Source organism: Sphingobium sp. CFD-2, from assembly GCF_024611135.1.
Taxonomy (GTDB): Bacteria; Pseudomonadota; Alphaproteobacteria; order Sphingomonadales; family Sphingomonadaceae; genus Sphingobium; species Sphingobium fuliginis.
In genome coordinates this window covers 769,070-791,523 of record NZ_CP084406.1, presented here as the reverse complement: position 1 = coordinate 791,523, position 22,454 = coordinate 769,070, and the positions used below count along the sequence as shown (strand labels likewise).

25 protein-coding genes are annotated in these 22,454 nt (G+C 61.4%); 12 read left to right on the top strand and 13 right to left on the bottom strand.

Annotated elements, in window-relative coordinates; all coding sequences use genetic code 11:
* Positions 1-242: 242 nt before the first annotated feature.
* From LDB29_RS23935 to LDB29_RS23920, 4 genes are all read right to left on the bottom strand, one after another.
* Positions 243-1,151, bottom strand: a complete 909-nt coding sequence (locus LDB29_RS23935; RefSeq protein ID WP_257557246.1) for a hypothetical protein — start codon at positions 1,149-1,151, stop codon at positions 243-245.
* Positions 1,069-1,566 (bottom strand): ImuA family protein, encoded by a 498-nt coding sequence (locus LDB29_RS29325; RefSeq protein ID WP_306812581.1) that lies wholly within the window; start codon positions 1,564-1,566, stop codon positions 1,069-1,071. Before LDB29_RS29325 ends, LDB29_RS23935 begins: the two co-directional genes overlap by 83 nt.
* 363 nt (positions 1,567-1,929) lie before the next feature.
* Positions 1,930-2,349, bottom strand: a complete 420-nt coding sequence (locus tag LDB29_RS23925; RefSeq protein WP_222886375.1) for a DUF1810 domain-containing protein — start codon at positions 2,347-2,349, stop codon at positions 1,930-1,932.
* Positions 2,346-2,969, bottom strand: a complete 624-nt coding sequence (locus LDB29_RS23920; RefSeq protein ID WP_257557244.1) for an SOS response-associated peptidase family protein — start codon at positions 2,967-2,969, stop codon at positions 2,346-2,348. The genes LDB29_RS23925 and LDB29_RS23920 overlap by 4 nt, the downstream gene beginning before the upstream one ends.
* A 154-nt stretch (positions 2,970-3,123) precedes the next feature.
* On the opposite strand from LDB29_RS23920, the gene LDB29_RS23915 reads away from it, so the two are divergent.
* The 6 genes from LDB29_RS23915 to LDB29_RS23890 all read left to right on the top strand — a co-directional run bounded on the left by LDB29_RS23915 (position 3,124) and on the right by LDB29_RS23890 (position 6,150).
* Entirely contained in the window at positions 3,124-3,549 is a 426-nt protein-coding gene (locus LDB29_RS23915) for an SOS response-associated peptidase family protein (protein ID WP_257557243.1), read from the top strand.
* A gap of 25 nt (positions 3,550-3,574) precedes the next feature.
* Positions 3,575-4,162, top strand: a complete 588-nt coding sequence (locus LDB29_RS23910) for an alpha-ketoglutarate-dependent dioxygenase AlkB (protein WP_229742566.1) — start codon at positions 3,575-3,577, stop codon at positions 4,160-4,162.
* A 239-nt stretch (positions 4,163-4,401) separates the two neighbouring features.
* Positions 4,402-4,866 (top strand): hypothetical protein, encoded by a 465-nt coding sequence (locus LDB29_RS23905; RefSeq protein WP_130029990.1) that lies wholly within the window; start codon positions 4,402-4,404, stop codon positions 4,864-4,866.
* Between the two features lie 43 nt (positions 4,867-4,909).
* Complete coding sequence (locus LDB29_RS23900; protein ID WP_257557240.1) at positions 4,910-5,041, top strand: hypothetical protein; 132 nt, start codon at positions 4,910-4,912, stop codon at positions 5,039-5,041.
* Positions 5,004-5,276, top strand: a complete 273-nt coding sequence (locus LDB29_RS23895; protein WP_229742568.1) for a hypothetical protein — start codon at positions 5,004-5,006, stop codon at positions 5,274-5,276. The genes LDB29_RS23900 and LDB29_RS23895 overlap by 38 nt, the downstream gene beginning before the upstream one ends.
* Positions 5,277-5,391: 115 nt before the next feature.
* A complete protein-coding gene (locus LDB29_RS23890; RefSeq protein ID WP_229742570.1) occupies positions 5,392-6,150 on the top strand; it encodes a UPF0149 family protein in 759 nt (252 codons plus the stop codon).
* Between the two features lie 310 nt (positions 6,151-6,460).
* Here the strand turns inward: LDB29_RS23890 and bdcA are convergent, their stop codons facing one another.
* A complete protein-coding gene (gene bdcA, locus LDB29_RS23885; RefSeq protein ID WP_257557237.1) occupies positions 6,461-7,174 on the bottom strand; it encodes an SDR family oxidoreductase in 714 nt (237 codons plus the stop codon).
* A gap of 140 nt (positions 7,175-7,314) precedes the next feature.
* On the opposite strand from bdcA, the gene LDB29_RS23880 reads away from it, so the two are divergent.
* The gene (locus tag LDB29_RS23880) at positions 7,315-8,238 is read left to right on the top strand and encodes a LysR family transcriptional regulator (RefSeq protein WP_257557235.1); all 924 of its coding nucleotides are present in this window, start codon (positions 7,315-7,317) and stop codon (positions 8,236-8,238) included.
* A gap of 128 nt (positions 8,239-8,366) precedes the next feature.
* Here LDB29_RS23880 and mddA read toward each other — a convergent pair whose 3' ends face one another.
* From mddA to LDB29_RS23865, 3 genes are all read right to left on the bottom strand, one after another.
* Positions 8,367-9,098, bottom strand: coding sequence for a methanethiol S-methyltransferase (gene mddA, locus LDB29_RS23875; RefSeq protein WP_257557233.1), 732 nt, complete (start codon positions 9,096-9,098; stop codon positions 8,367-8,369).
* Between the two features lie 77 nt (positions 9,099-9,175).
* On the bottom strand, positions 9,176-9,304 hold the full coding sequence (locus LDB29_RS23870; protein WP_257557231.1) for a hypothetical protein: 129 nt from the start codon (positions 9,302-9,304) through the stop codon (positions 9,176-9,178).
* An 11-nt stretch (positions 9,305-9,315) separates the two neighbouring features.
* On the bottom strand, positions 9,316-9,588 hold the full coding sequence (locus LDB29_RS23865) for a DUF4242 domain-containing protein (protein WP_257557229.1): 273 nt from the start codon (positions 9,586-9,588) through the stop codon (positions 9,316-9,318).
* Positions 9,589-9,738: 150 nt separating this feature from the next.
* On the opposite strand from LDB29_RS23865, the gene LDB29_RS23860 reads away from it, so the two are divergent.
* Positions 9,739-12,300 (top strand): AAA family ATPase, encoded by a 2,562-nt coding sequence (locus tag LDB29_RS23860; protein ID WP_257557228.1) that lies wholly within the window; start codon positions 9,739-9,741, stop codon positions 12,298-12,300.
* 556 nt (positions 12,301-12,856) lie between these two features.
* On the opposite strand, the gene LDB29_RS23855 is transcribed toward LDB29_RS23860, so the two are convergent.
* The 5 genes from LDB29_RS23855 to LDB29_RS23835 form a co-directional block, all read right to left on the bottom strand.
* Positions 12,857-15,676 carry a TonB-dependent receptor domain-containing protein gene (locus LDB29_RS23855; RefSeq protein WP_257557227.1) on the bottom strand — a complete coding sequence of 940 codons (2,820 nt, stop codon included), beginning with the start codon at positions 15,674-15,676 and terminating at the stop codon, positions 12,857-12,859.
* A gap of 382 nt (positions 15,677-16,058) precedes the next feature.
* Entirely contained in the window at positions 16,059-17,849 is a 1,791-nt protein-coding gene (locus LDB29_RS23850) for an HWE histidine kinase domain-containing protein (RefSeq protein WP_257557226.1), read from the bottom strand.
* Between the two features lie 7 nt (positions 17,850-17,856).
* Positions 17,857-18,081, bottom strand: a complete 225-nt coding sequence (locus tag LDB29_RS23845; RefSeq protein ID WP_044660752.1) for a hypothetical protein — start codon at positions 18,079-18,081, stop codon at positions 17,857-17,859.
* A 169-nt stretch (positions 18,082-18,250) separates the two neighbouring features.
* Entirely contained in the window at positions 18,251-19,324 is a 1,074-nt protein-coding gene (locus tag LDB29_RS23840; protein WP_257557225.1) for a patatin-like phospholipase family protein, read from the bottom strand.
* Positions 19,325-19,917: 593 nt separating this feature from the next.
* Positions 19,918-20,193, bottom strand: a complete 276-nt coding sequence (locus tag LDB29_RS23835) for a transposase (RefSeq protein ID WP_044660750.1) — start codon at positions 20,191-20,193, stop codon at positions 19,918-19,920.
* A gap of 594 nt (positions 20,194-20,787) precedes the next feature.
* On the opposite strand from LDB29_RS23835, the gene LDB29_RS23830 reads away from it, so the two are divergent.
* From LDB29_RS23830 to LDB29_RS23815, 4 genes are all read left to right on the top strand, one after another.
* On the top strand, positions 20,788-21,150 hold the full coding sequence (locus tag LDB29_RS23830) for a Crp/Fnr family transcriptional regulator (protein ID WP_257557224.1): 363 nt from the start codon (positions 20,788-20,790) through the stop codon (positions 21,148-21,150).
* A gap of 189 nt (positions 21,151-21,339) precedes the next feature.
* On the top strand, positions 21,340-21,849 hold the full coding sequence (locus LDB29_RS23825) for a hypothetical protein (RefSeq protein WP_257557223.1): 510 nt from the start codon (positions 21,340-21,342) through the stop codon (positions 21,847-21,849).
* 2 nt (positions 21,850-21,851) lie between these two features.
* A complete protein-coding gene (locus LDB29_RS23820; protein ID WP_257557222.1) occupies positions 21,852-22,142 on the top strand; it encodes an excalibur calcium-binding domain-containing protein in 291 nt (96 codons plus the stop codon).
* Positions 22,142-22,420, top strand: coding sequence for a DUF5818 domain-containing protein (locus tag LDB29_RS23815; RefSeq protein WP_257557221.1), 279 nt, complete (start codon positions 22,142-22,144; stop codon positions 22,418-22,420). Before LDB29_RS23820 ends, LDB29_RS23815 begins: the two co-directional genes overlap by 1 nt.
* The last annotated feature ends 34 nt before the right edge of the window (positions 22,421-22,454 follow it).

The following is a 22,454-nucleotide window of genomic DNA, read 5'->3' as shown; positions in this document are numbered from 1 at the left end:
ATGCCCTTGCCGACTTGATCCCTCACGTCATGCTAGATCGAATGTGCTTGTGACGCGCGGTCAGCGCTGCACGACCTGTTCGGTCAGTCGGCGCAATCGGTCTCTTTGTTGTCATAACGTCTCCGAGCGTCGCACGCGGAACAAAAAATCTTTTTATTACAGAAAGATAAGTCGATATTCTTGGACCAGGATGTCTTTTGCAGAGGCACATGGTTCCGACGCTTTATGTTATGGGATAGAGGTCAGCGATACGCTCCAGACCGAATCGGGCTGCGGTCAACTACCCCTGGCTCCAATCGAAGCGCGCAGAGCGGGAGATCGGCAATGGCCTGGGTTTCGGTGCCGTCGGGAAGGAGAATGATGGCCTCGTTCCCGTAGCGCGCGAGCGCATGGGCGGCGCCCGGCGTGCCGGCGATTGCGATGCTGGCGGTGAAGCCGAGGCGTTCAAGAAACGGCAGCAACCGCCGACAGAAGCGCGCCTCGCCGCCGAATAAATGGGTCGTCCCCGTGAGATCGAGCCAGAGGCCGTCGGGTCCAGAGACGCAGGCTGTCGGCGTCCAATGCGCGACCGCGTGCAGCGCCAGCCGATCCAGCCAGGCCTGGTCCGCCACTGGCTGCGCGTTGCGTACCTCAAGGTCGGTCACCAGCGCTCGCGCATGGGCGGCGGCCATGCCGGGGCCAAGGCCAAGTTCCAGCGCAAGCGGACAGGCGGCGGTCACGACGTCTCGTTGCCCGGTGCGCGTGATAAGGACGGTGGGCTCCCCCCAGAGCGTCGCCCATGTGAGCGCGGATACGGGGAGCGATGCTGCGCGGCCGCCACCGTTATCGGCGGGCATGGCCTTGAATGGATGCTCGGCTGCTTCGCTGCGCCGTCCCATCTCGCGCATGGTCGGCCGTTGTTGCGCTGGCATGGCGTCGATATCGGCCTGGGTTGGCCGTCTACCGAGCGCGCCATCGCGCGCCCAGCGGGCGCCGGGACGCCAGCCGCCCGCCTTGGGGACGGAACAGGCACCAGGATTATCGTCGATCGGCGAGGCGAAGCGCGGTGCGATCGGGACTGGCGCAGGCTCAGGCAGCCTGGCGGGCCGCTCTGCCTTCCGCAATCGCTCTATCGGGAGCTGCGGCAGGTAGAGCGAGGCGCCCCGTGTCATCGCACGCCTCCAGTTCGATAGAGAAGGGATTGCCGTTCCGCTGCCGGACAAGCTCGACTGACCAACGCGGCCGACCAAGGCCGGTATGGGGGAGGGGGCTCGACGGCGCAGCACCGATGCGCCAGCGCGTCATCGCCGAGGAGAGGCCGCTCAACGGGCAACGCTCGCGGCTGCGATGGCGGCGGAAAAGCAGCATAGGCGTCTTGCCGTCGGAAGCCGCAAGCTGGAGCCGGCGGGTCGCGGTCTGGTCGGCGGCCTTCGCGTCCACGACCACGCAGGCGAGCGATCCATCGCGCAGGCCATCTTCGGCAAGCGCCAGGACGTCGGAATCCTTGCGGCCCTGGGCATAGAGGATCTTGTCAGGGCTAAGGCCGATCTGCTCAAGCCCCGGCGCATAAAGGTCGAAACGCGACACGGCCCAGAGGATGGTTAAACCGGGCTTCGCGCAAAAGCGCGACGCGATTCCGGCGGCAAACAGCGTGGCGCAGCCATCATCGGTGAGCTGGCCGAGGCAGCAGCGATTTCATGCAGTCCCGCGCCATCGAGACCATGATCCGCGAGGCGCTCGTCCAGCTCGGGCAGTCCGAAGGCCAGAGCCGGCCCGCGGGCGGCGCGGACGTGCGCCAGGCTTGCGCGAAGCGCGGCCAGCTGATCGACCTGATTATGGTCGAGGGGGGAGGGACAAGCAGACATGGGAACAACGACTCAATATGTTCCCCATATGTTCATTTGAGTCTGCCAACTCGTCAAGGCGGATGATTCGCGATTCGTCTGAGACTTAGGCGAGGAGGTGTAAGGTCGAGGCATCTCGCTCGCCATCGAACCATCGTTCGAGGGCGTCGTCGAGCAGCGGCGGCCCACCCGCCGCAGCGAACAGGGTGAGCGACGAGCGGAGCTTCATCGCGTCGACCGAGCCGAAGACAGCAACCGGGTCATTGTCACCCAGCTTTTGAAGCGCTTTTATGCATTCGAGATAGCGCGAACCCAAGACCGGATGACTGAGATAGGCTCGGGCTTCTGCAAGCGTGGCGATCCCATAATAGTGCGCGGTCGGGCTTCGGCCCAGGCCGCGGAGCTGCGGAAAAATATACCACATCCAATGGCTGCGCTTGGCGCCGGCCCGGATCTCGGCAAGCGCTGTGTCATAGATATTTGCCTGAGCCTCGAGAAAGCGGGCGGGGGTGGCGTCCTGCGTCATAGCAGCGCGGCTTGCGCCGGCGGCGCGCCATAGACCTGGATCACCGGCAGGCTGCCCTGCGGCAGCCGTCCCAGCACGTGTTTCGCGGGCACGGTGGGATCGAGCCAGTGCCCCCATTGATCGTGAGTGAGCGGAATAATCTGGCGGTGGTGATAGGGCGACACGTCGGGTCCGGCGTTCATGGTGAGCATCGTGAAGGCTTCTCCAGCCGGGCTTTCGCGCCAAATGCCGGCGATGCAGAACCAGTCATGATCCTTCATCGTGAACAGCCATTTGTCGAGGCGTTTATCCTTTGGGCGAGGCACCGGCGGGTCGGTGAACTGGTAGAAGCCGTCCGCCAAGATGAGAGCGCAGTGGGATCTCAACTCGCGGCCCTCGGTGCGGAAATTATAGATCGGTTTGCCGCGGTTGCCCGGCCAGCTCCATCTACGGTTGACCAGTTCGCCCATGCCCCGCGCGCCCTCGTCGCTGCGCACGATCGGCGCCATATCGGTCATCCTGATATCGTCGCGCGCCGGCACATTGGGCTTGCCCTCGGGCATCTTGATCCTGATCTTGAGGTCTTCGAAATCCTCGACGATCGAGGCGATATCCACCTTCAACCGGTAATCGTTGCACATAGGCTCTCCGCGCGGGTTTCCTCAGCTTGCCCTTGGCGTCCGTTCGCTTTATGTTCTCACCATGGACTCGAAAGCAACTCCCTTCGACTCCGACGCCCTCGGAAGTCGCCGTGCCATCATCCGACGCAACCCGGATGATGCCCGAGAAATTGAGATGATTGAAGCGGCCTGGGGTTCCAACCCGCGCTTTGCCGACGGCGTCTCCTACGAGTTCATCCGATCGGAAGGCAAAAGCTTTCCCAGCAACCGCTGTCTCGTTCCAGCCTCCGAGTTCCACATCCGCAACGCTGAGAAGAAGTCCCGCGCCTTCCGCGAGGACGGCAATTTCTTCTATCTCGCCGCCATCTGGGAACCGCCGATGGGGGACTGGCCAGTGAGTTACCGCATCCTCACCGTCGACGCGAACCCTGACGTCATCCGTTATCAGGGCCGCCATGGCGCGATCATCGAACGGCGGCAGGTCATGCAGTGGCTGGATTTGCTGGTTCCGCAAGAGGAACTGCTTGTGACGCCGCCCGGCGACATCTTCAAGATCGAGGAAATCCTGACCAAGCCGGTGCAGACGAGCCTCGCGCTTTGATCGGCCAGAGCAGACGATAACGCCGATGGCCATGATGCTTCCCCTCGATTTGCCGCCGCCGCCGCGCGAGCCGGTGCTGCCTGGGTTGACCCAGGAGGAGGGCTTCATCACAGCGGAAGAAGAACGCACCTTAATCCATGGGATCGATGGTGCAGGGCTCACGCCTTTCCTCTTTCAGCAGTGGACTGGCAAACGGCTCACCAAGAGCTTCGGCTGGAGCTATGATTTCCAGACGGGCAAATTCGGACCGTGCGAGCCCATCCCGGACTGGGCGATGACCGCCAGGACGCGCGCCGCGCGGTTCGCGGGGCTGACACCGGACGAACTCGAGCAGATGCTGCTGATCCGCTATGACCCAGGCGCGGGCATTGGCTGGCATCGCGACCGTGCGGCGTTCGAGCATGTGATCGGCATCTCGCTGGGAGAACCTGCCACCATGCGCTTCCGGCGGCGCACGGGCACAGGCTTCAGCCGGGCAAATGCGATGCTCGCGCCGCGCTCCATCTATCATATGAGCGGGCAAGCCAGGTATGACTGGGAGCACAGCATCGCGCCCATGGAGGCCCTGCGATGGTCGATCACGTTCAGGAGCCTGCGGAAGCCGATCTTGTAGCGACACGCAGCCGTAACGTTAGGAACCAGACCCTGCTTTGCTGGTTAGCCCGTCATCGATCCGCGCATCTTTGCGCCCCCCTCGCGCGGTTCGATGATATCGGCGGCCCGTCAGTTCCCCGACTGGCGGGCCGCCTTCATGTCGTAGAGGGCAGGCTATATGGCGCCCAGACTGAAGCTCTTCCGGACACCAATCGGCTTTCATGACGCCTATGTCGCAGCAAGAGCCAGAAGGCGGCGTTGAAGGCCTGGGGAGCCGACGCCGATCTCTTCGCGCGAGGCATTGCCGAAAGGATCGACGATCCAAAGCTTTTGGCGGAAGCGGCCGAAAAGCCCGGCACCGTCATCAAGCGCGCCCGCGGGACCGCTGCCGAACATCTGGCCTCGGCGGACAAGTCGATGAAGGCGACGCCGCGCAAGGCAGAGGGCAGGGTGATCCCTGCGAAGCCTCCAGCAAAGCCCCGGCCGCGATCCAGCCGAACGGCGCTGGATTTGGCGGAGCAGAAACTGGACGACTATCGCCGGTCCCTAGAGGCGCGCATTGCGGAGGTGGAGGAAGAGCGCGCCCGCATCGGAACGCAGATTGCCAAGGTGCGGAAAGAGGGTAGGGAACTTACCGACAAATTTCAGGCAACGATCGATAAAGCCTGCGCTAAATATGAGGACGCGCTGGACCAATGCGCCGGCAGGGATGATAGGGTCTGACGGGCCTTGAAGGAGCGTCGCGATCCGACAAATGGAGCCGAGCATGGCTGACGACATGTTGACCGACGATGAAAAGGCCCTCTTCACCCTTGCTCTGGTCGAACAATGCGTGCGCAACACCGGGCTGGAGAATCTCCATGGGGGTGACGCCCAGCAACTCGAGCGGCGATTATAGCGACGTCAAGGTCATCACGCCCTATGGCGAAATTCCTTGGACCAATCTCTCGCGCATTTCCGAAGAGGAAATGAAGGCGCTGATGATAGAGGTGACGAACAAGGTCTTCACCTTCCTTACGCGCGGCGACGACCTGATGACACTGGGGCCGGCGGCGCGATGGAACAGGCCGGAGCTCGAGCAAGGACTGCTGTCGAAGGCGGATCGTCGCGCGGCCCAGCGCGGGCGCCGATGAAGGCGATATTACCGTAAAGATTTCTATATGCACGAATTTGTGCCATTGTAGAGTGATCTTCTTGCCCAATCTGGATGCCGATGATTGGCCGATTCCAGAATGACGGCTTAACGGCATGCGGCTCGGCAAAGCTGTCCATCTGGTCGTTAAGAAAGCCGCCGCGCTGCAATCGGCCAAACCAGCATCAATGAGGATAGCCGCTCGCGAGGTTGCTGCTAAGATCGTCGCCATGGAACGCTATCTGGACGAACTCGACGATATTCTGCTTAACCAGTTCGATGACGGGATGCTTCTGTCGGAACTGGACGGCTTCCTGACCGGCATCATCCTCAGTCCAGATCTCATCAACCCGTCCGTCTGGTTCAAACACATATGGGGTCCAGACACTCCCAAGTTTGACGACGCTGCCGGGCTCCAAACTTTCTTCGATCTGGTGATGCGCCATTACAACGAGATTTTGGCCTCCCTTAATCATCCCGGCGAATATGAACCGATATTCGAGGTCGATACCCGCACCAATGAAACGCTGTGGGAGCTTTGGATCGAGGGTTTTTCCAAAGCCATGAAACTGGCTCCCAAAGGGTGGAACCGTATCAGGGCCAGCGATGACGAAGGACCGAAAGCAGCGCTAGCGGGAATTTCGGAACTCGCAGCTTTTTCAAGTGGCCGAGTCACGTTGAAGGAGGTCGAGGAAGACCAATGGGACAGGGAAGCTCCTCATCTCATTCCCATCTGGGTCCAGTTGCTGCACGAATGGCGGCTGGAGAATGACCAATACAGGCCGGTTTCCGTGAAGGGTGACAAGGTAGGACGCAACGATCCTTGTCCGTGCGGATCAGGCAAAAAATACAAAAAATGTTGCGGTCTGAATTGATTTCCCTGGCACCACGATGTGCAGGGAAAGCCTGCGCGGTTGCGGCAAAGCTGCCGGGGCAAAACCGAACCTTTGTGGACGTTCAAGCGCCAATCTATCACTCACAAGTCCGGCCGTCGCTTTCCAAGGTTAGCTTATCGAGGACGGCTTCTGGCGGCAGCCCAGACATCTTGCCCGTGCGTCGTGGCAGCCAATTGCAGACAGCAACGGGAAACTGTCTACGTCGCTTGTGGCCCGAGCGATGTTCTTCCGGCAAAAGGCGGGAGAGGCTCGCGCCACGCCCGCCTTTTGCGTGCAGACGGCTGTGGATTCAGGCCCCGAACCCGCCGTCGATCGTCTGCAGCGATCCCGTGATCATCGCCCCGTGCGGCCCAGCGATGTAAGCGGTTAGTTCGGCGACCTCGTCCGGCCACACGTGACGCTTGATCGCCATGAAGCTGTGCATGGTTGCTGCCATCGGTCCGTCGGCGGGGTTCATGTCACTGTCGGTGGGGCCCGGCTGAATGGAATTCACCGTAATCCCGCGCGGCCCCAAATCCCGCGCCAATCCGCGCACCATGCCTTGTACCGCCGACTTGGTGAGCGCATAGGCAGCCCCGCCTGCAAACGGCATGCGATCGCCATTGACCGATCCAATGACGATGATGCGGCCGTTTTCGTTCATGCGGCGCGCGGCCTCCACGGCGGCGTGGTAGGGTGCCCGCACGTTGACGTCGATCATGTGATCGACGGCGTCAGCCTCGATCTCCAACGGATCTCCCAGAACCAGCGCACCGGCGACGACGATCAGCACATCGAGCGCGCCGCGCCCGGCCACCGTGGTGATCAGTTCACTGCGGTCGGCGCTATCGGTGCGAATTGCGGTGGCGCCGGTTTCGCTCGCCAAGTCCTCGGCGGCCTGACGCGAGCCCGCATAAGTGAAGGCAACAAGACCATCGGTTGAGGCAAGGCGACGTACGATGGCGGCACCGATGCCACGGCTTCCGCCCAGGACGAGTATGTTCTTGCCGGTAAAATCGTTCATGACACATCTCCAAGGTTCAGGTTGGGGCCGAAGTAGGTGGTCGCATTCGCTGCTTCCGGCCTCTGAACCTCAAGATGAACCTGCTGCATTGTTCGCACTAGACGGCGAAAATTGGTTCTAACTGACGGAATACCCGAACAATGATGAAGCTTGAGGGAGTTGTCGCCTTCGTGATGACCTCTGAGGCCGGCTCGATCAGCATGGCCGCTCGACGCCTTGGACTGGCCAAATCCGTGGTCAGCGAGCGCCTTGCCGAACTCGAACGCACGCTCGGCACCACGCTGATCCAGCGCTCCACCCGCAAGCTCTCGCTAACCGGCAGCGGGCTGACCTTCCTGCCGCGGGCGCAGCGCATCCTTCGCGAAGCAGAGGAGGCGACTTCAGAGCTCGCAGCACGCAGCGGCAAGCTGGTTGGCCCCTTGCGCATTTCCGCGCCGGTCGGCTTCGGCATTCTCCACTTAGGGCCCGCAGTGGGGCGCTTTCTGCGCGATTATCCCGAGATCGAGCTTTCGCTCGAACTCGACGACAGTTTCGTCGATGCCGCGACCGGAGGCTTCGATGCTGTCCTCAGGCATGGCGCGATGGGCGATGGACGCCTGATCGCGAGGCGGCTCGCGAGCAGCCGGCGGTTACTGGTCGCCTCCCCAGGATATCTCGACAGAAACGGCACTCCTGCCACGCTCGGCGACCTTGAACGCCATAGCGCCATCCTATACTCGAGCCGCGCAAGCGACTGGCGTTTCTCCGCGCTGGAAAATGGACGAAGCCGCTCAGAGGGTGGCTGGTCGGTGGTCCGGCCTCGCGCGGCGCTGCGCGTCAACAGCGGCCTCGTCATGCGCGATGCGGCCATGGAGGGTCTTGGCATTGCCCTGCTGCCAACCTTCTTCGTCCACAACGCGCTGGCCAGCGGCGCGCTCATCGAAGTGAATATCGGACTGCAGGCCGAAGGTGCCGAATTGTTTCTGGCTTACCCCAAGGACCACGGCGCCGCCGCCAAGATCCGCGCGTTCGGTGACAGCTTGCGGCGCAGTTTCGGTACGCCACCCTATTGGGAAAAGCCATGATGGCTACAGGTCGAACGCTCCAGAATAGGCCGAGCCTTTTCGGTCGCTGAACGGCGAATTCAGGTTCGCTGGTTGCGGATGGTCAGCTTAGGGCGCGACATGCGCCGCACCAGAGAGCAGAGTTTTGTTCATCCTCGACGCAGGCGCGGCGCCAGCATGCCGGTTCTTGCGCGGTAGCGGACATAGTCCTCTCCGAACGTGCCCACCAGGTCGCGCTCCTCGAACCGGATCGCCACCAGCATGAAGGTCGACATGCCAGTCGCGAACATCAGGTGCCCGAGCGTCATATATGGCGTCGCCCAAAAGGCGATGAAGAAGCCGGAATAGAGCGGATGGCGCACCAGCCGGTAGAAGAACGGTGTCCGGAAGACCGCCAACCGTCGAGCACGGCCGTGCACATGGTCCCAACTCTGCTTCAGCCCGAACAGTTCGAAATGGCTGATGAGAAATGTGCTCAGCAGCACGATCAGCCAGCCGAGGCCGAAAACCGCCCAGAGCAGCACGGCGCCGCCACCGCCGACTCGCCACAGCACATCCGGCACCGGTTGCCAGAGCATGAACAGCAGGATGAGGGCGAGGCTTGCTGCCAACACGTAGATACTCCGCTCGATCGGCTCGGGCACCAGCATGGTCCAGAGCCGCTTGAAGCCGGGCCGCGCCATGATGCTGTGCTGCAGGGCGAAGGCCGTGATGAGCAGCAGGTCGACGAGGACGGCAATGATGACGGGAGCGCCGCCGCCATGATCGACACTTTTCGGCAGGATCGGCAGCCCTGCGACGAATGCGATGAGATAGAGAAAGGTCGACAGGAAGACCGCATAGGCGATCGCGCTGAATGACAGAAAAGCCAGCCGCTTCATGATCCATACTCCCATGGGATTGCGATGCGCGCCTGCAGCTGCTGCGGAACGCCCTTTGGAGCGCTCCGCAGCGGCGGTCAGGCAATGAGGCGCAAAGAGAAGTGCGCGAGGAGCTGAAAGAGCAGGGCAAGCTGCATCGTCGACGCGAAGATCGCGAGACCGACAGCATAAGCAGCGGTTCCCGCCCAGGTTGACAGCCATTTCATCGGATGTCCTTTCAGTAGTAGAAATAGGGATCCAGCACCCGGATCTCGGTGATGCTGTCGACGGGCAGGCCCGTCCGGTCCGCCGCAGCTTCGATCGCCGACGGAGTGGGGGCGTCGTACACGCAGAAGGTCTTCTGCTTGTCCATCGAGACGAAGCTCTGCACCCAGGTCACTGATCCCTGCGCATTCTGGTCGACGACGTTGAGGCAAGCACCCGCGCCATCGATGTTGCACGGGATGTGAAGACCCGACGGGAAGGTACGCTCGACAATATAACGTGGCATGACAATATTCCTTTGCTTTCTTGAGCAAGGGCTGGATCGTCGAAATGCTGGGCTGCCGCATCGGCGGAACTCCCTATTTTGCGGGAACCGCTTCCCCATTTTTGATCTCCCTATTTTCGCCGCGCCCGTTCTTGTATTGTAGCGCCCGCAATGCTGCTGGAGCGCGATCATATCCTCGACGAACTGGACGAGCTTGGGCGCGACGCTCTCGCTGGCCAGGGCCGGGTCGTGTTCCTCGTCGGCGAGGCTGGCATCGGCAAGACCAGCGTGCTGCGCGCAGCCGCCGTTCGGCTCGAACCGCGTTTGCGGGTCCTCTGGGCCGCGTGCGAGGATCTGAGCGCGGCCGAGGCGCTCACGCTGCTGCGCGATCTGCCCGTCATCGAAGCCGACGCGCTTGATCGCGCGAATGACAGCGGCTCGCGGCTTGCACTGTTCAATGAGGCGATCGCGCGCCTGCGCGATGTACCGACCGCCCTCCTCATCGAGGATCTGCATTGGGCTGACGACGGCAGCATTGACTTCGTGCGCTATCTCGGCCGTCGGATTGCGGACCAGCCGCTTCTCCTCATTATCTCGTCCCGTAATGAGGATCTGGCTGCGCGCGTGCGCCTCGGTCGCGCCGCCAACGATCTTCCGCCCGCGTCGCGCCGCCGGTTCGACCTGGCCCGCCTGTCCTCTGCGGCCGTCGGCAAGCTTGCTGCAGCGCATGGCCTCATCGGATCGGCCATTCATGAGGTGACGAACGGCAATCCCCTTTTGGTCACCGAAATCCTTGCCAATGGCGGCAGCCGATCGAGCTCGATCGATGACCTTGTCGTCGGTCGCGCCGATCGCCTCGACGAAATGGCGCGCGACTTTCTGGACTATTGTTCGATCATCCCGCGCCGGGTGTCGTTGGATCAGGTGGAGGCACATGGCACGCCGGACGATGCCCTAACCGCCTGCATGGAAACGGGCCTGTTGTTGACGGATGGCGCCGGTCTCGCGTTTCGGCATGAGATCACGCGACGCGCGGTTGAAGACGCGCTGTCTCCGCTCAAGCGCAAGCAGCTTCACAGCCGCGAGCTGGCCCGGCTGGAAGCGGCAGGCGCCAGTGCGGCGCGGCGCCTGCATCATGCGATCGGCGCGAACGATCTAGACACCATTCGTAGGCTCGCGCCGCTCGCCGCCCGACATGCCTCGTCGCTTGGTGCTCACCGCGAAGCCGCACGCGCATGGGGCGCTCTGCTCAAACGAGAGGCGGAAGATCTTAATCCGGAGCATTGCCAACAATATGCCTATGAGCTGCACGTGACTGCCGACACGGCCGGCGCCATCGAATGGCAGGAGCGCGCTCTGGCCATTCACCGCGCGGCCGGCGATGCGCTGCGCCAAGGGGACGCGCTGCGCTTCCTGTCCCGATTACATTACGTCAATGGCGACCGTGTGCTTGCCGATGAGGCCGGCGAGGCCGCCGTCACCCTGCTCGAGCCTCATTCCGAAACGCCGGAACTGGCGCTTGCCTATGCCAATTTGGCGCATCTCGCGATGCTTGCCGATCAACCGCGCGAAACGGCGCTGTGGAGCGAGAAGGCAATCCCCATCGCGCATCGGCTCGGGCGCAAAGATATCCTCTCCACTCTGTACAACAATTACGGAACGGGCCTGCAATATTCCGATCTGGAGCGCGGCCTCGACCTGCTAGATCAGAGCATCGCGCTCGGGATCGCTTCCGGCAGTCAGGAGCATGTCGCGCGCGCATACACCAACAAAGGGTGGGTGCTCATGCAGTGCCGCAGGCATGGGGAAGCACTGTCCGTCCAGGACGAGGGCATCCTTTATTGCCGGGAGCGCGATCTTGATCCCTGGCGCGATTACATGCTGGGCGGCAAGGCGCTGAGCCTGCTCGACGTCGGTCGCTGGGGCGAGGCGCGCGAGACGGCGGGGCCCGTCGTGCTTGATCAGAACAACAGCTATTTGATGCGCAATCCGGCGGTGCGGGTGCTCGCTCTGCTCGCCGTGCGGCGCGGCGATCCCGATCTCGAGCGGCTGATCGAGGAACTGCGCGAACATATGGCCCGCGGTCGCGAAGCACCCCGCTTCACCAGCCTGGCGCTGATCGTCGCGGAACATTGCTGGGTCAGCGGACTCGATCCCTCCGAGGCACTTGCGCTCCTTGAAGAAGCACAGGGGCTGCTGGCACCCGACAGCAGTCGCTGGGATCGAGCCGCACTCTGGTTCTGGCGCAGGAAGCTCGGTGATGCGCAAGACCCGCCCGCGGATATCCCCGCGCCATTCGCCTGCCTAGCGAAAGACGACATCGTCGGCGCGGCAAAAGCTTTCTCGAAAATTAAATTGCCGTTCGAGCAGGCTCTCGCATTGATCGAAGGAGATGAATTGCAGGCGACGCAGGGCCTGGCCATCCTTGAGCGTCTCAGCGCGACCGCCAGCGCCGCACGGGTGCGGGCGGATTTCATTCAGCGGGGCATCCGGCGTGGCGTTCGCGGTCCTCGCGCTTCGACCCGGAACAATGGCTTCGGCTTGACGAGGCGTGAGGTCGACGTACTGAATGCGATCGGCAAAGGCATGACCAATCGTCAGATCGGCGAACGCTTGTTCGTATCGGCCAAGACCGTTGATCATCATGTCTCCGCCATCCTCGGCAAGCTCAATGCGCGTACCCGCGGTGAAGCGGCAGCAATTGCGAGAGAACGGGGTTTGTTGGCACCCTGAACGTGCCGTCAATCTACCCGTTATCGTTAATATTGTGCCATTTCGCCAACAATGCCGCCTTTTCCACTTCGGTTTAGCCTATTGGGCGCTGCCGTTCCTTAGGTTATCTCGAACGGCAGTGACTGGGTCGCAAGTGGTTTGAAGGCTTCTCGGTTCACCAACCGATCAACCGGGCGGTCAGTGTCTGTTCGTCAGGCGAGCGGCCGCCATGGCTAGCGCCATCGCCCCGGCTGGACGCAAGACTAAAAATCCATGCATCCGCCCGATCTTGGCATCTCGTCATGATCGGTGATCCTGTCGCAGATGATGTGGATGACCTCGCCCTCCTTCAGCCGTCCTTAAAACTAAGCGATATCCAGACAATGAAGGGCTTTGGCGGACTGAAACTGACCAGCCGGCTTTCCTCTCCGAAACCAGTTTCCACACTTGGCGTGAAAGCCCGACAGCGGTAGTCCCAAGCAGAGAAGGAGACGAATGTGTGAAGATTAGGCTAGGTTGATCGCGCCTGAGGGCGCGCCCGGCGGACGCGCCCGTTCGTTTTCAAGCGTTTGAATTGTTACATCTTGTAGGACAAGCGCAGATAGCCGAACTGCCCCGGCACGTCGTAGCTGGTCGTGTCGAAATTCGCGCCGTCGCATGTTCCGCAAAGCGGCGGATCCTTATCGAACACATTGTTGACGCCGATTGTCAGGCGGGTGCGATGATCCAGCCAGTCAGGCGAGAAATAGGCCTGGATGTCCCCGTAGAAGGTCGCCTTCATGACATGGCCGTCGCTTTCAGTGACCTTGCTGAGATAGCGGCCGGTGAAGGACAATCCATAGCTTTCGGTTGAGTAGTCCAGCGTGGCGTTCGCCTTGAAATGCGGATAGGCCTGATCGCTCGCCCCGCACCGCTCCGTACCGGCGCACTTGATCGTCGGCGCGCCCAGATCCGCTGGGGGCTTGATGTTGTACTTCAGCAAATAAGCGGCGTTGATGTTGAGACCGATGGAGCCGTTGCCGATCATCTTCGAGCGGTAGTTCAGAGTGCCGTCGATCCCGTCGGTTTCAATCGCGTTGAGGTTCTGGAGCACGCCGTCGATACCCGCGACCGCACCGCTGCCGGTACGGGTGATCGCGGCACAGCTGATCGGATCGGCCTCGAACGCGCAACGCTGGAGTGTGAGCGTGGCGGGCACCGAGTCAATCGCATTCTTCAGCTTGATCGTGTAGTAATTGACCTCGATGCTGAACGCGCTGGCGAAGCTGTCGCGTGCCCAGGCCGGGCTATAGACGCCGCCTGCGGTCCAAGTCTTGGATGTTTCCGGCTTCAGACCCGTAAAGCCCTGCGAGAAAACGCCCAACTGACCGCCCTGCGGTTCGGCATAGCTGCCGCTGGCAGGGACGCCATTGGCAATGCAATTCGCCCGGACGGTCGCGTTGGTCTGCCATGGGCTGCCCGGCACATTCGTGCAGGGATCGTTGATCGTCGCGTCAGTGCGGGAACGGCCGGCATAGAGTTCACCAATGCTGGGCGCGCGAAGGCTTTCGGCATAACCGCCGCGCAGCAGCAGATCACGGGTCGGCTTCCACAGGCCCGAAACCGTGTAGGTGGTGTTGCTGCCGAAGCTGGAATAGTTGGAATGGCGCACCGCGCCGTCCAGTTCCAACTTCTGGAAAAAGGGCGTGTCGGACAGGATGGGGATGCGCAGTTCGCCATAGAATTCATCGACATTGAAGCCGCCGCGTGCAGGGCTGGTCGGCACGTCCGCCCCCAGGCCCGCTGTGATGATCGGGTCGGGAGTATAGGATGCCTGCTGATCGCGATGCTCATAGCCGACAGCGAAGCCCACCGCGCCGCCAGGCAGGTCGAACAGGTCGCCCGACAGGTTGGCAGTGACGTCCCACAATTCCTGTTCGCTGCGGTCGCGCTCGTCGAAGGTCACATAATCAAGCATTGCCTGAGTTATCGACCCGGCGCCGCCGAAGATATTGAACGGTACGCAAGCGCCGGTACAGGCGCCGACTGGCCCCAGCGCCTGGGCGAGCCTGGCGGCGTTGAGGTTGCCGGTGAAGACTTGGTGCGCATTATTGGTGCCATAGCTGCCATTGACGTCCCAATACCATTTATGGTCGCCGACATCGAACGTGCCTTCCAGCGTGGCCGCCATTGTGAGCGTATCGACTTCCTGGCTGAAGATGCGCGGCCCGCCCTCTACGAAGCGGCGGCGGATCGTCGAATAGTTAGCCGATCCGGGATCGGCCGAGAGCGTGACGCCAAACGGATTATAAGGGTTGCTGGCATCGACCGAGATCGTGTCCAGCAGGTTGCCGTTACCCGCATCGGGCCCGATGAACAGCGGAAGGAACGCTGCTTGCGTGGTCGACTCGCGGTGCTGATAGACCAGCCTTGTCCGCAGGCTGACAGCGTCGGAAAATTCAAACTTGCCGTTCAGAAAGGCGCCATAACGCTTCGAGGGCGTCAGCAGATAATTATAAGGCGCGAAGTTGAAAGAGTCCGTTGCGGACACATAGGGGCGATAGTCGCTCAGCACCGGCGCGCGGCCTATAATCGGATTGCTCAACGTCAGGCTTTGTCCCAGCACGTCGTAGCGGCCGTTGGGCGTAGCGCTGGAACAACCGCCATCCGCGCAACTGCTACCGCCGGCGGCGGGCCATTGCGAGATCGAGCGGTCGGCGGTGCTGACGCCTTCCTGCTTCACATAATTGCCGCCAAAGACGATCGAAACGCGATCGGACTGGATGCCGTAGCTGGCGTTGATGTCGTAGGTGTGTCCGTCGCCCTGACGATAGGTGCCGAACTGGGCCGACATGTCGAGGCCCTTTTGCGACTGGCGGGTGATGATGTTCACCACGCCCGCAACCGCGTCCGAGCCATAGAGCGGGGATGCACCTGACTGCAGCACTTCCACCCGCTCAATCATGCTCTGCGGAATGGTGTTGAGATCAACCGAGGCCGGAATGCCACCAGCCGCCGATCCGTTAACGTAGCGCATACCGTCGACCAGCACGAGTGTCCGCTTGGCACCCAGATAACGCAGATCAATTTCGGCTGAACCCGAACTAACGCCGGTGCCGTCGGGCGGCCCACCGATATTCCCCGCATTGTTGGTCTTGGTGTTGAGGCCGCCTGCGGCGCTTGGGATACGTTGCAGCACGTCGGCGATCGAGGTCAGGCCGGTCCGCGCGATGGATTCCTGATCCACCGTGACGATGGGTTTGTCTTGTTCGGTGGGATCCCGGCGAATGCGCGATCCGGTGACGATGATGGCGTTGCCGTCATCGGCCTGCGGAACAGCGGACTGCGCTAATGCCGGCGCAGTCGCTCCAAGAACCGAAAGCATGACGCCGCAATACAAGGTATTTTTCAATCGCATGATTTTACCCCTTGATCGTCGTTCCCTGGAGCGGAGTGTTGCTGCTCTGCTACCGGCTGGCAATCGCACTTCTGTTGCGGCGCACAACCTATGTCGGTTTTTTGTAATATGTTGCTACTTGGCAACAAACTGTTCGTCGCGTCTTTTCCGCGATTGAACGGACCGCCCGCTTTGCTCATGTTCGTCATGAAGAGTTGATCGAAAAGCTACAGATTGCTGCTACCCTTCTGGAGAGTAAATGATTCCCACTCTTGCACGCGCCCGCTGAAGTATCGGCGTCAACGATACGGTGGCCGTAGTGGCTTGGATTATAGAGACTGATCCGGCATATTATTTTCAGGGTAGGAACGCCATCCTCCGACGGTTCGCTTGTTAGCCCCGGTCAAAGCCGACTGAGAGCCTCTACGATCTGGCGGAACGGGACAGGCTTCTGGAGCCTCGCCACATCTTCCAGCTCCGGCGGAATCTTGTCGGGATCGTATCCGGTCATGAAGAGGAAGGGCACGCCGCGTTCCTTCAGCAGGCGCGCGATATCGAACTTCGGCCCCCCGCCGCCCAGGTTCAGATCCAGCACTGCATGGGTGGGCGTTTGCGATTGCAGAAGATTGAGCGTCGCGTCCTCGCTCGGGCAAGGACCCAGAACATCGGCGCCCGCGCCGCGAAGCGCTGCGGCGGTGTCGCCCGCGATATAGTAGTCGTCCTCGACCACCAGAATCTTGCGACCGCTCAGGTCCGGTGCCTCCGTCATATCGAGCATTCCTCCGAAAAAAGTCATGGGCGCATCGGTCTCGAGGATGCTTTCGCCGTCCTTGAGCGGAAGCTCCATTCGACAGTGTGCGCCGCCGGGCTGGAGACTCAATGTCCCCGTTCCTCCAAGTTCGTAGGGGATACGGCCCTCGATCAGGTCGCTGCCAAACCCTCTACGTTTGGACGGTTCCAGCAATGGAACACCGCTCTCCGTCCACTCCAGCGCCAGCCAAGCGCGTTCCCGTTTCTCAAAAGACTCCCACGACACGCACAAACGGCCTTCCGGGACTGAGAAAGCCCCATATTTCAATGCATTGGTCGCGAGTTCGTGGATAGCTAAGGTCAGCACTTCCACCGCCTTGGGCGACAGCCTGATCTCAGGCCCGTTCAGTTCGAATTGATCCTCCCGATGCGCTTGTGCGCCGACCTCACTCGCGATGATCTCTCGAAGGAAACCACCGGCATTGGCCTCGCGCGTTAGCAGGACCTGCACGCGCGCCAATGCCAAGAGGCGCCCTTCCAGCAGCGACCTGTAGTCAACAACGTCCATGGCGCCATCAGCTGTGCGCAGCGCCATAGACCGGATCATCGCCATGATGTTGCGCACCCGGTGCTGAAGCTCCGCCAGCAGCACGCCTTGATGTTCTATGGCGCGCTTCGCGTCGGTAATATCCTCTGCGATCCCACCGATCCGCTGAACGCGTCCATCGGCATCCTCGAGCGGGAAGTCTGTGTTCCTGATCCATCGGAACGCCCCGTCGGATGGCCGCTGGATGCGAAACTCATGGATGGCAGTCTCTCCCGCCAGCGCAGCCTCCATCCGCGCAAGGGCGCCATGTCGGTCCTCGGGCACGACCAGCGCCGCCCACCGCTTCACGTCCCCGAGCAGCCCGTCGGGTTCCACGCCGTAGATCGCGGCGGCAGCTGGGCTGGCAAATTCCATTGCCAGACTATTCGCGTCTCTGATCCACAGACCAGCCGAGGAGGCGTTGGCAAACTGCCCGAAGCGCTCTTCGCTCTCTCGCAGCGCAGTCTCTGCTGCGGCCCGATCCATAGCCGCCCAGGTGCGCTCGGAAACTTCTTCGAGCAGAGCAATCTCACCTTCCGACCAATGCCTGGGCCGAGCGGATACCGCAACCAGGACCCAGAGCGGGTTCTTCTCACCACGGCGCAGCGTTGCAGCGACAAGCGCTCCAAAGCCGAGCGCCGCCATATTATGTCTGTCCGTCTGGGAAATGCCCGCAGTTCGCGCGACATCATCGACCACAAGCGTTCGATCAAGCACCTCGCGATAGGCTTCCGGGAAGTCGGAGAGCCGTATTTCCCGAGGCATGGCTGGGACGTCGTCGGTGCCGACCTGATGGGTAATGTCGGCACGGTCCTCCGCCAGCCGATACGAGGCCAGGTAGCAGCGATCCAGCTTCAAATGGTCGTCATCGCAGCCTCCTGGAGCCCCGTGACCGCCCAACCCGGGCTCGCCTCTCCGCGTCGATCAGGTAGCCGAAGTCGATCTCATCGCCCAGGGCGCTGCAGGCGATCAACGCGTAGGGAGCAGCACTTACGGCCTGCCCGAGTTTCTCGAACGCGAGAAAGGTGGAACTCTCCGGCGCGAGCACCTCGTCCGCGCCGTCGCGAAGGTGATGGACATGATGGGTCACGGATGCTCCTGGTGGCGGACACGCTCCATCAGGGCGTGACCCTCCCGCTGATTGTTGCACCACCCATAGCAACACAGCATGTGAGTCGCCCCAACTTAGGTTGGCCGTGTCCGCTTCCACTCACTTCTGAGTGCCGCGATTTGCTGGTGGCGCCAAGAAGAATGCGAACTCATCCGACGGCCGGTCGCATCGAGAAACGGACAAGTTCAAGCTTGTCCGGCGCCTGGGGGTCGGGCTGGTAAACCGACAAGCCTGGCTCGCCCGTCGCTATGTCACCGCGCCCCAAAGCGGCCAGCATGCTCGTCATAGCTTCATAACCAGCGTGCCAGTGCGCCGCGGCAGATTGGCTGGAGAAGTCGAATGCCTTGCCAGCAACCTCCTTCGCCTGATCGGCATAGGCAAGGCGCAGCACCGTGACCGAAGCCGCTCGCTCGCCCTCGGCATCGAAAAGAGCCTGCCAGGCCGCGAGCGCGCGGCGGCTTTGGGTCGCGAACATGAGGTCCTGGCTCCGCTTTGCGCTGTCGCCCAGCGTGCGCGGACGGCTGCCAGATAGCGGCAGCAGATCTACGGCGATACAGAGAAGCGGGCGAGCAGGCTTTTCGGACAGAATGACATCGAGAGGCAGGTTCACTGAAATGCCCGCGTCTCCCAGCAGCCTCTTGCCGACCGCGACCGGCGGGAACAGCGGAATGAGCGCGGCGCTCGCGCGAATTTCGTCGCAGCCGATCCAACGGCACCTCGTGTCGAAAGCGACATCCTCTCCGCTTTGAATATCAACAGCTGTAAGCGACAAGCGCGGCGAGCCTTCATTGAGTTTCGCAAAATCGACAAGCCGCTGAAGCGTGTCGGCCAGCGGCCGGAGATCGTAGAGGCTCGCGGGTTCGTCATTGCCCAGCGGGTTCCACCAGGGGCCGTAAATTTGACGGGGCACGAAAAGCCCAGGATGTCCGCCAACCAGCGTCAGTGCAGTCGCCCAGCTACGCCTTACCGTCTCGGCGATTTCCGGTAGATCGAGTGGCCTAACGTCGCCGTCATATTTCCACAGTTCACGAAGCCGGCTGACCCGGTCGGAAGCCCTGTTGCCGCAAATCACCGCTCCGTTCACCGCGCCTGCAGACGCACCCGCGATCCAGGAAGGCTCAAGCGCCTGATCGTGAAGCGCCTCATAGGCTCCAGCCTGATATGCGCCCAGTGCGTTGCCACCGCTCAGCACCAGCACAACATCATAGGGTTGACCGTTCAAAGCGAAACGCCCGCAGCCGAGCTCGGGTCACGGTGGAAAATGACAGGCGCCACACAATCTCCTGCGTTGTAGCATCCCCAAACCGCTCGCGGGGGGCGTCGTTCCACGTTGCGATGCTGCTCGTCGCCCCCTTTCGGTGCGTCTGGCGTTCCTGCATCGTGCCTACCGGAAAAGCCGGCACTTCCGGGAGCACATAGATTGACCCGTTCGTTTAGGCGGCGGACGCACATCGCCGCGTGTCCGCGCTCATGATGAGCCTCATTATCACGCTGGCCTCTGGGGCATCCGCCTTGAGCACGCCAGCGTCCCCGAAACGGTCCGGCCACAATGCCGCAGGATTGTTCAGAGACCTCTCTCCTTATTCAATCGACCTTGTGCCTGGCCGCCAGTCTGGCACAGGCGCCCGGCGGCATGGGGAGCAAACCGCTTCCCTGCTCGCCGCCCGGGCCGATGGCGCGGGAACTTCCGGCATTGCTTATGAAGCGACACTGCTCTCCATCCGAGCGGACCGTGACGGCTCCTGACTGGAGACATGCGCCTTCGACCCCAGTTTTGGCCCAGGCAATCGACTATGCGTGGATCATGGGCGAGCGTCATCGGCATGCCGATGACATCAAGCCAGGCGATCCGCGCCCTAGAAACCAGGGCGCTTGGCCCACGAAATGCAACAATGACTGATGCTTGGCGGAAACCCGCGCCCGCGCCGTTACTGCCGCCAGCGGCTCTACGCTCTTGCGCGTCACTGGCATCATCAGCCCTGTGCAATAGTCCCGGAGCGGTTCGGCCCGGTCCGCATGCCCGATCACCTCCGTCAGTCCCTTCACATAGACTTCGAACGCCTCCGCTGCGCGACCGCCTGTGCTCTCCATGCCGCTCATCCATCGCTGTGAATCAGCAGCGTATCACACCTAAGTGGCGAGCGAATCCCCGGGACAAAGTTTCGTAACTCAGTAAGACTAGGGCCTGGTCAAAGGCAAGACGCAGACCCATCTGGCTTGGGACAAATGGGAAAATCCCAATCTGGAAGGGCTGAAGGAAAAATGGTTTCACGACATTTCCCATGCCGACGGCACCTCTTATGATGAAAATGAGGTCGCTTTTCTTCGACTGATCAGCAGGCTGGACGAAATGACGGCATGATCCCGATCAGACTGCGAGTGAAGTGGTATGCCCTGCAGTCGAGTTGCAAAAAGGAATTTCCGAACAATTGGGAAAAGGGATCGGCGCGCAGCCTAAAGGCCAGTGGGCACCACCTGCGTCCGATTATTCGCCGCAGGACGAAAAGCGAGCTTCTGGTAACCTGCGTTGCACGCGCAGGAAGCGAAAGCAGGTTGGCGGCATTCAATGTCCATGAACGGAAATGACGGACATTTATCGCACGATGCTGCCACCGCCGACATTCTGCATGGGTGGATGGGGACCAGGGTGCACGTGATCCTCGCCGATATAACCAATGTCGTTGCATGGTGGATGCCGCAATCCTTTCACAGTGGATTGTGAACGTAGGGAGGCGAGAAGCAAAGGTTCGCATCGCTCATTTGCTTTGCGAAATGGCTTCGAGGCTCGGCGCGCCGGCTGCTGCCAACTCCTTCTCGTTCCCGTTCATGGTCACCCAGGTTCAGCTCGCGGATGCGACAGGGTTGACGACCGTTCATGTTAATCGGGTGCTGAAGACGCTGCGAGAGGACGGCTTGGCGGACGTTCGCCGGCGCGAGGTAACAGTTCACGACTGGGAAGCTTTGGTTGCGGCGGGAGATTTCAATCCTAACTATTTGCAGGCTGATATCAGGCCAGACGAGAGACTAAGGATCGTTCAGACCGCCTGAGTGGCTCGATTGACTACAACGGTCCGGAACGTCGTTATCAAAGCCGGGCATGGCCTCGAGTCGGCCCCTAATGTGGGTTAGCGCTCACTCCTTTTTGGCTTCCGCATCGGAACTGGCAGCCGCCGCGACGATTGGCACCTTCACCCATGCGAGCAAAAAAGTGGCCGCATCCGGAAAAGGATCGAAGACATGTCCGTTCTCGACAGGCTCGTCGCGGCCGTAACCCCGCCGGAATCGGAAGCTGTTCTCGCGGCTGGGTGTCTGATCGCAACGGGTGCGGCAGCCTCCCCGCTCCATCTTGTGTGCATCGGCGCGGGGTCGGCCAATCGGGTTACAAGTACCTATGGGCAGGCATGGTCCAGCAATGGAACGTCAGCATGGGGGCAGGCGATCGGTAATAAAGATGTGCCGTTTGATGATCAGGTGAACATCGCACTCGGCGACGATGGCCTTGGTCGCATCAGAATGCCGCGCGCCATGCTTCCTCCAATTCGAGGCGGCAAGGATGGCTGGTTTGAGATCAAGGACGTGGTGAAGGGCCAGGACGAAATCACAGGCACTGTCCAGGTGAACGTCTTCAACTCTCCAAAAATGCGGATCGACCGGATTCGAGGCCATATCAGCCTCAGCGGCAAGGCCGGCGACTATGTAGGAGTTTGCCAGCCATATGACCCGACGACGGTGCAGCGAGCATTTTAAGCATGGGCGGCTATTTGAAACTCGCTCTCTTTGCTGCCTTGCCGATATCAGCGGCATCAGCGCATCCCGGTGGCCTCAACGCGGAAGGATGCCACAACAATCGCAAGACAGGCGATTATCACTGTCACCGCGCTTCCGCCGCACCCGTTCGCCGGCAGTCGCTCTTAGCAGGCGCAAGAGCATTCCCTAATTGCTCTGCCGCCCGTGCTGCTGGCGCTGCTCCGGTCAGGGCTGGCGATCCTGGCTATGGCCGCCATTTGGATCGCGATGGTGACGGAATTGGATGTGAATAATGCACCGCCCCACCCGGCATGAACTGGAAGGTATTTTGCTGGAGAATGGCCTCTATCCCATCCTCCGCATGCCGGACGGAGGCGAGTGGCGGTTAGAGATTCTGAAGCGCCATAAGCATTTGTTCGGAACCCGTGTCAAAGTCACTGGAACTCGTGACGGCTTCGACCTTCTCGCCGTTGATCGTATCGAATGTCAACGGCGGAGTAAAAGTCGGCCATTGGGCGGCGCAAAATCAGGCCGGGTGATCCGTGTGCTGGCGAGCGCCGCGAGGGCGTAGCCCGAGTGGGGGTCGCCAACACACGGATGGTCTT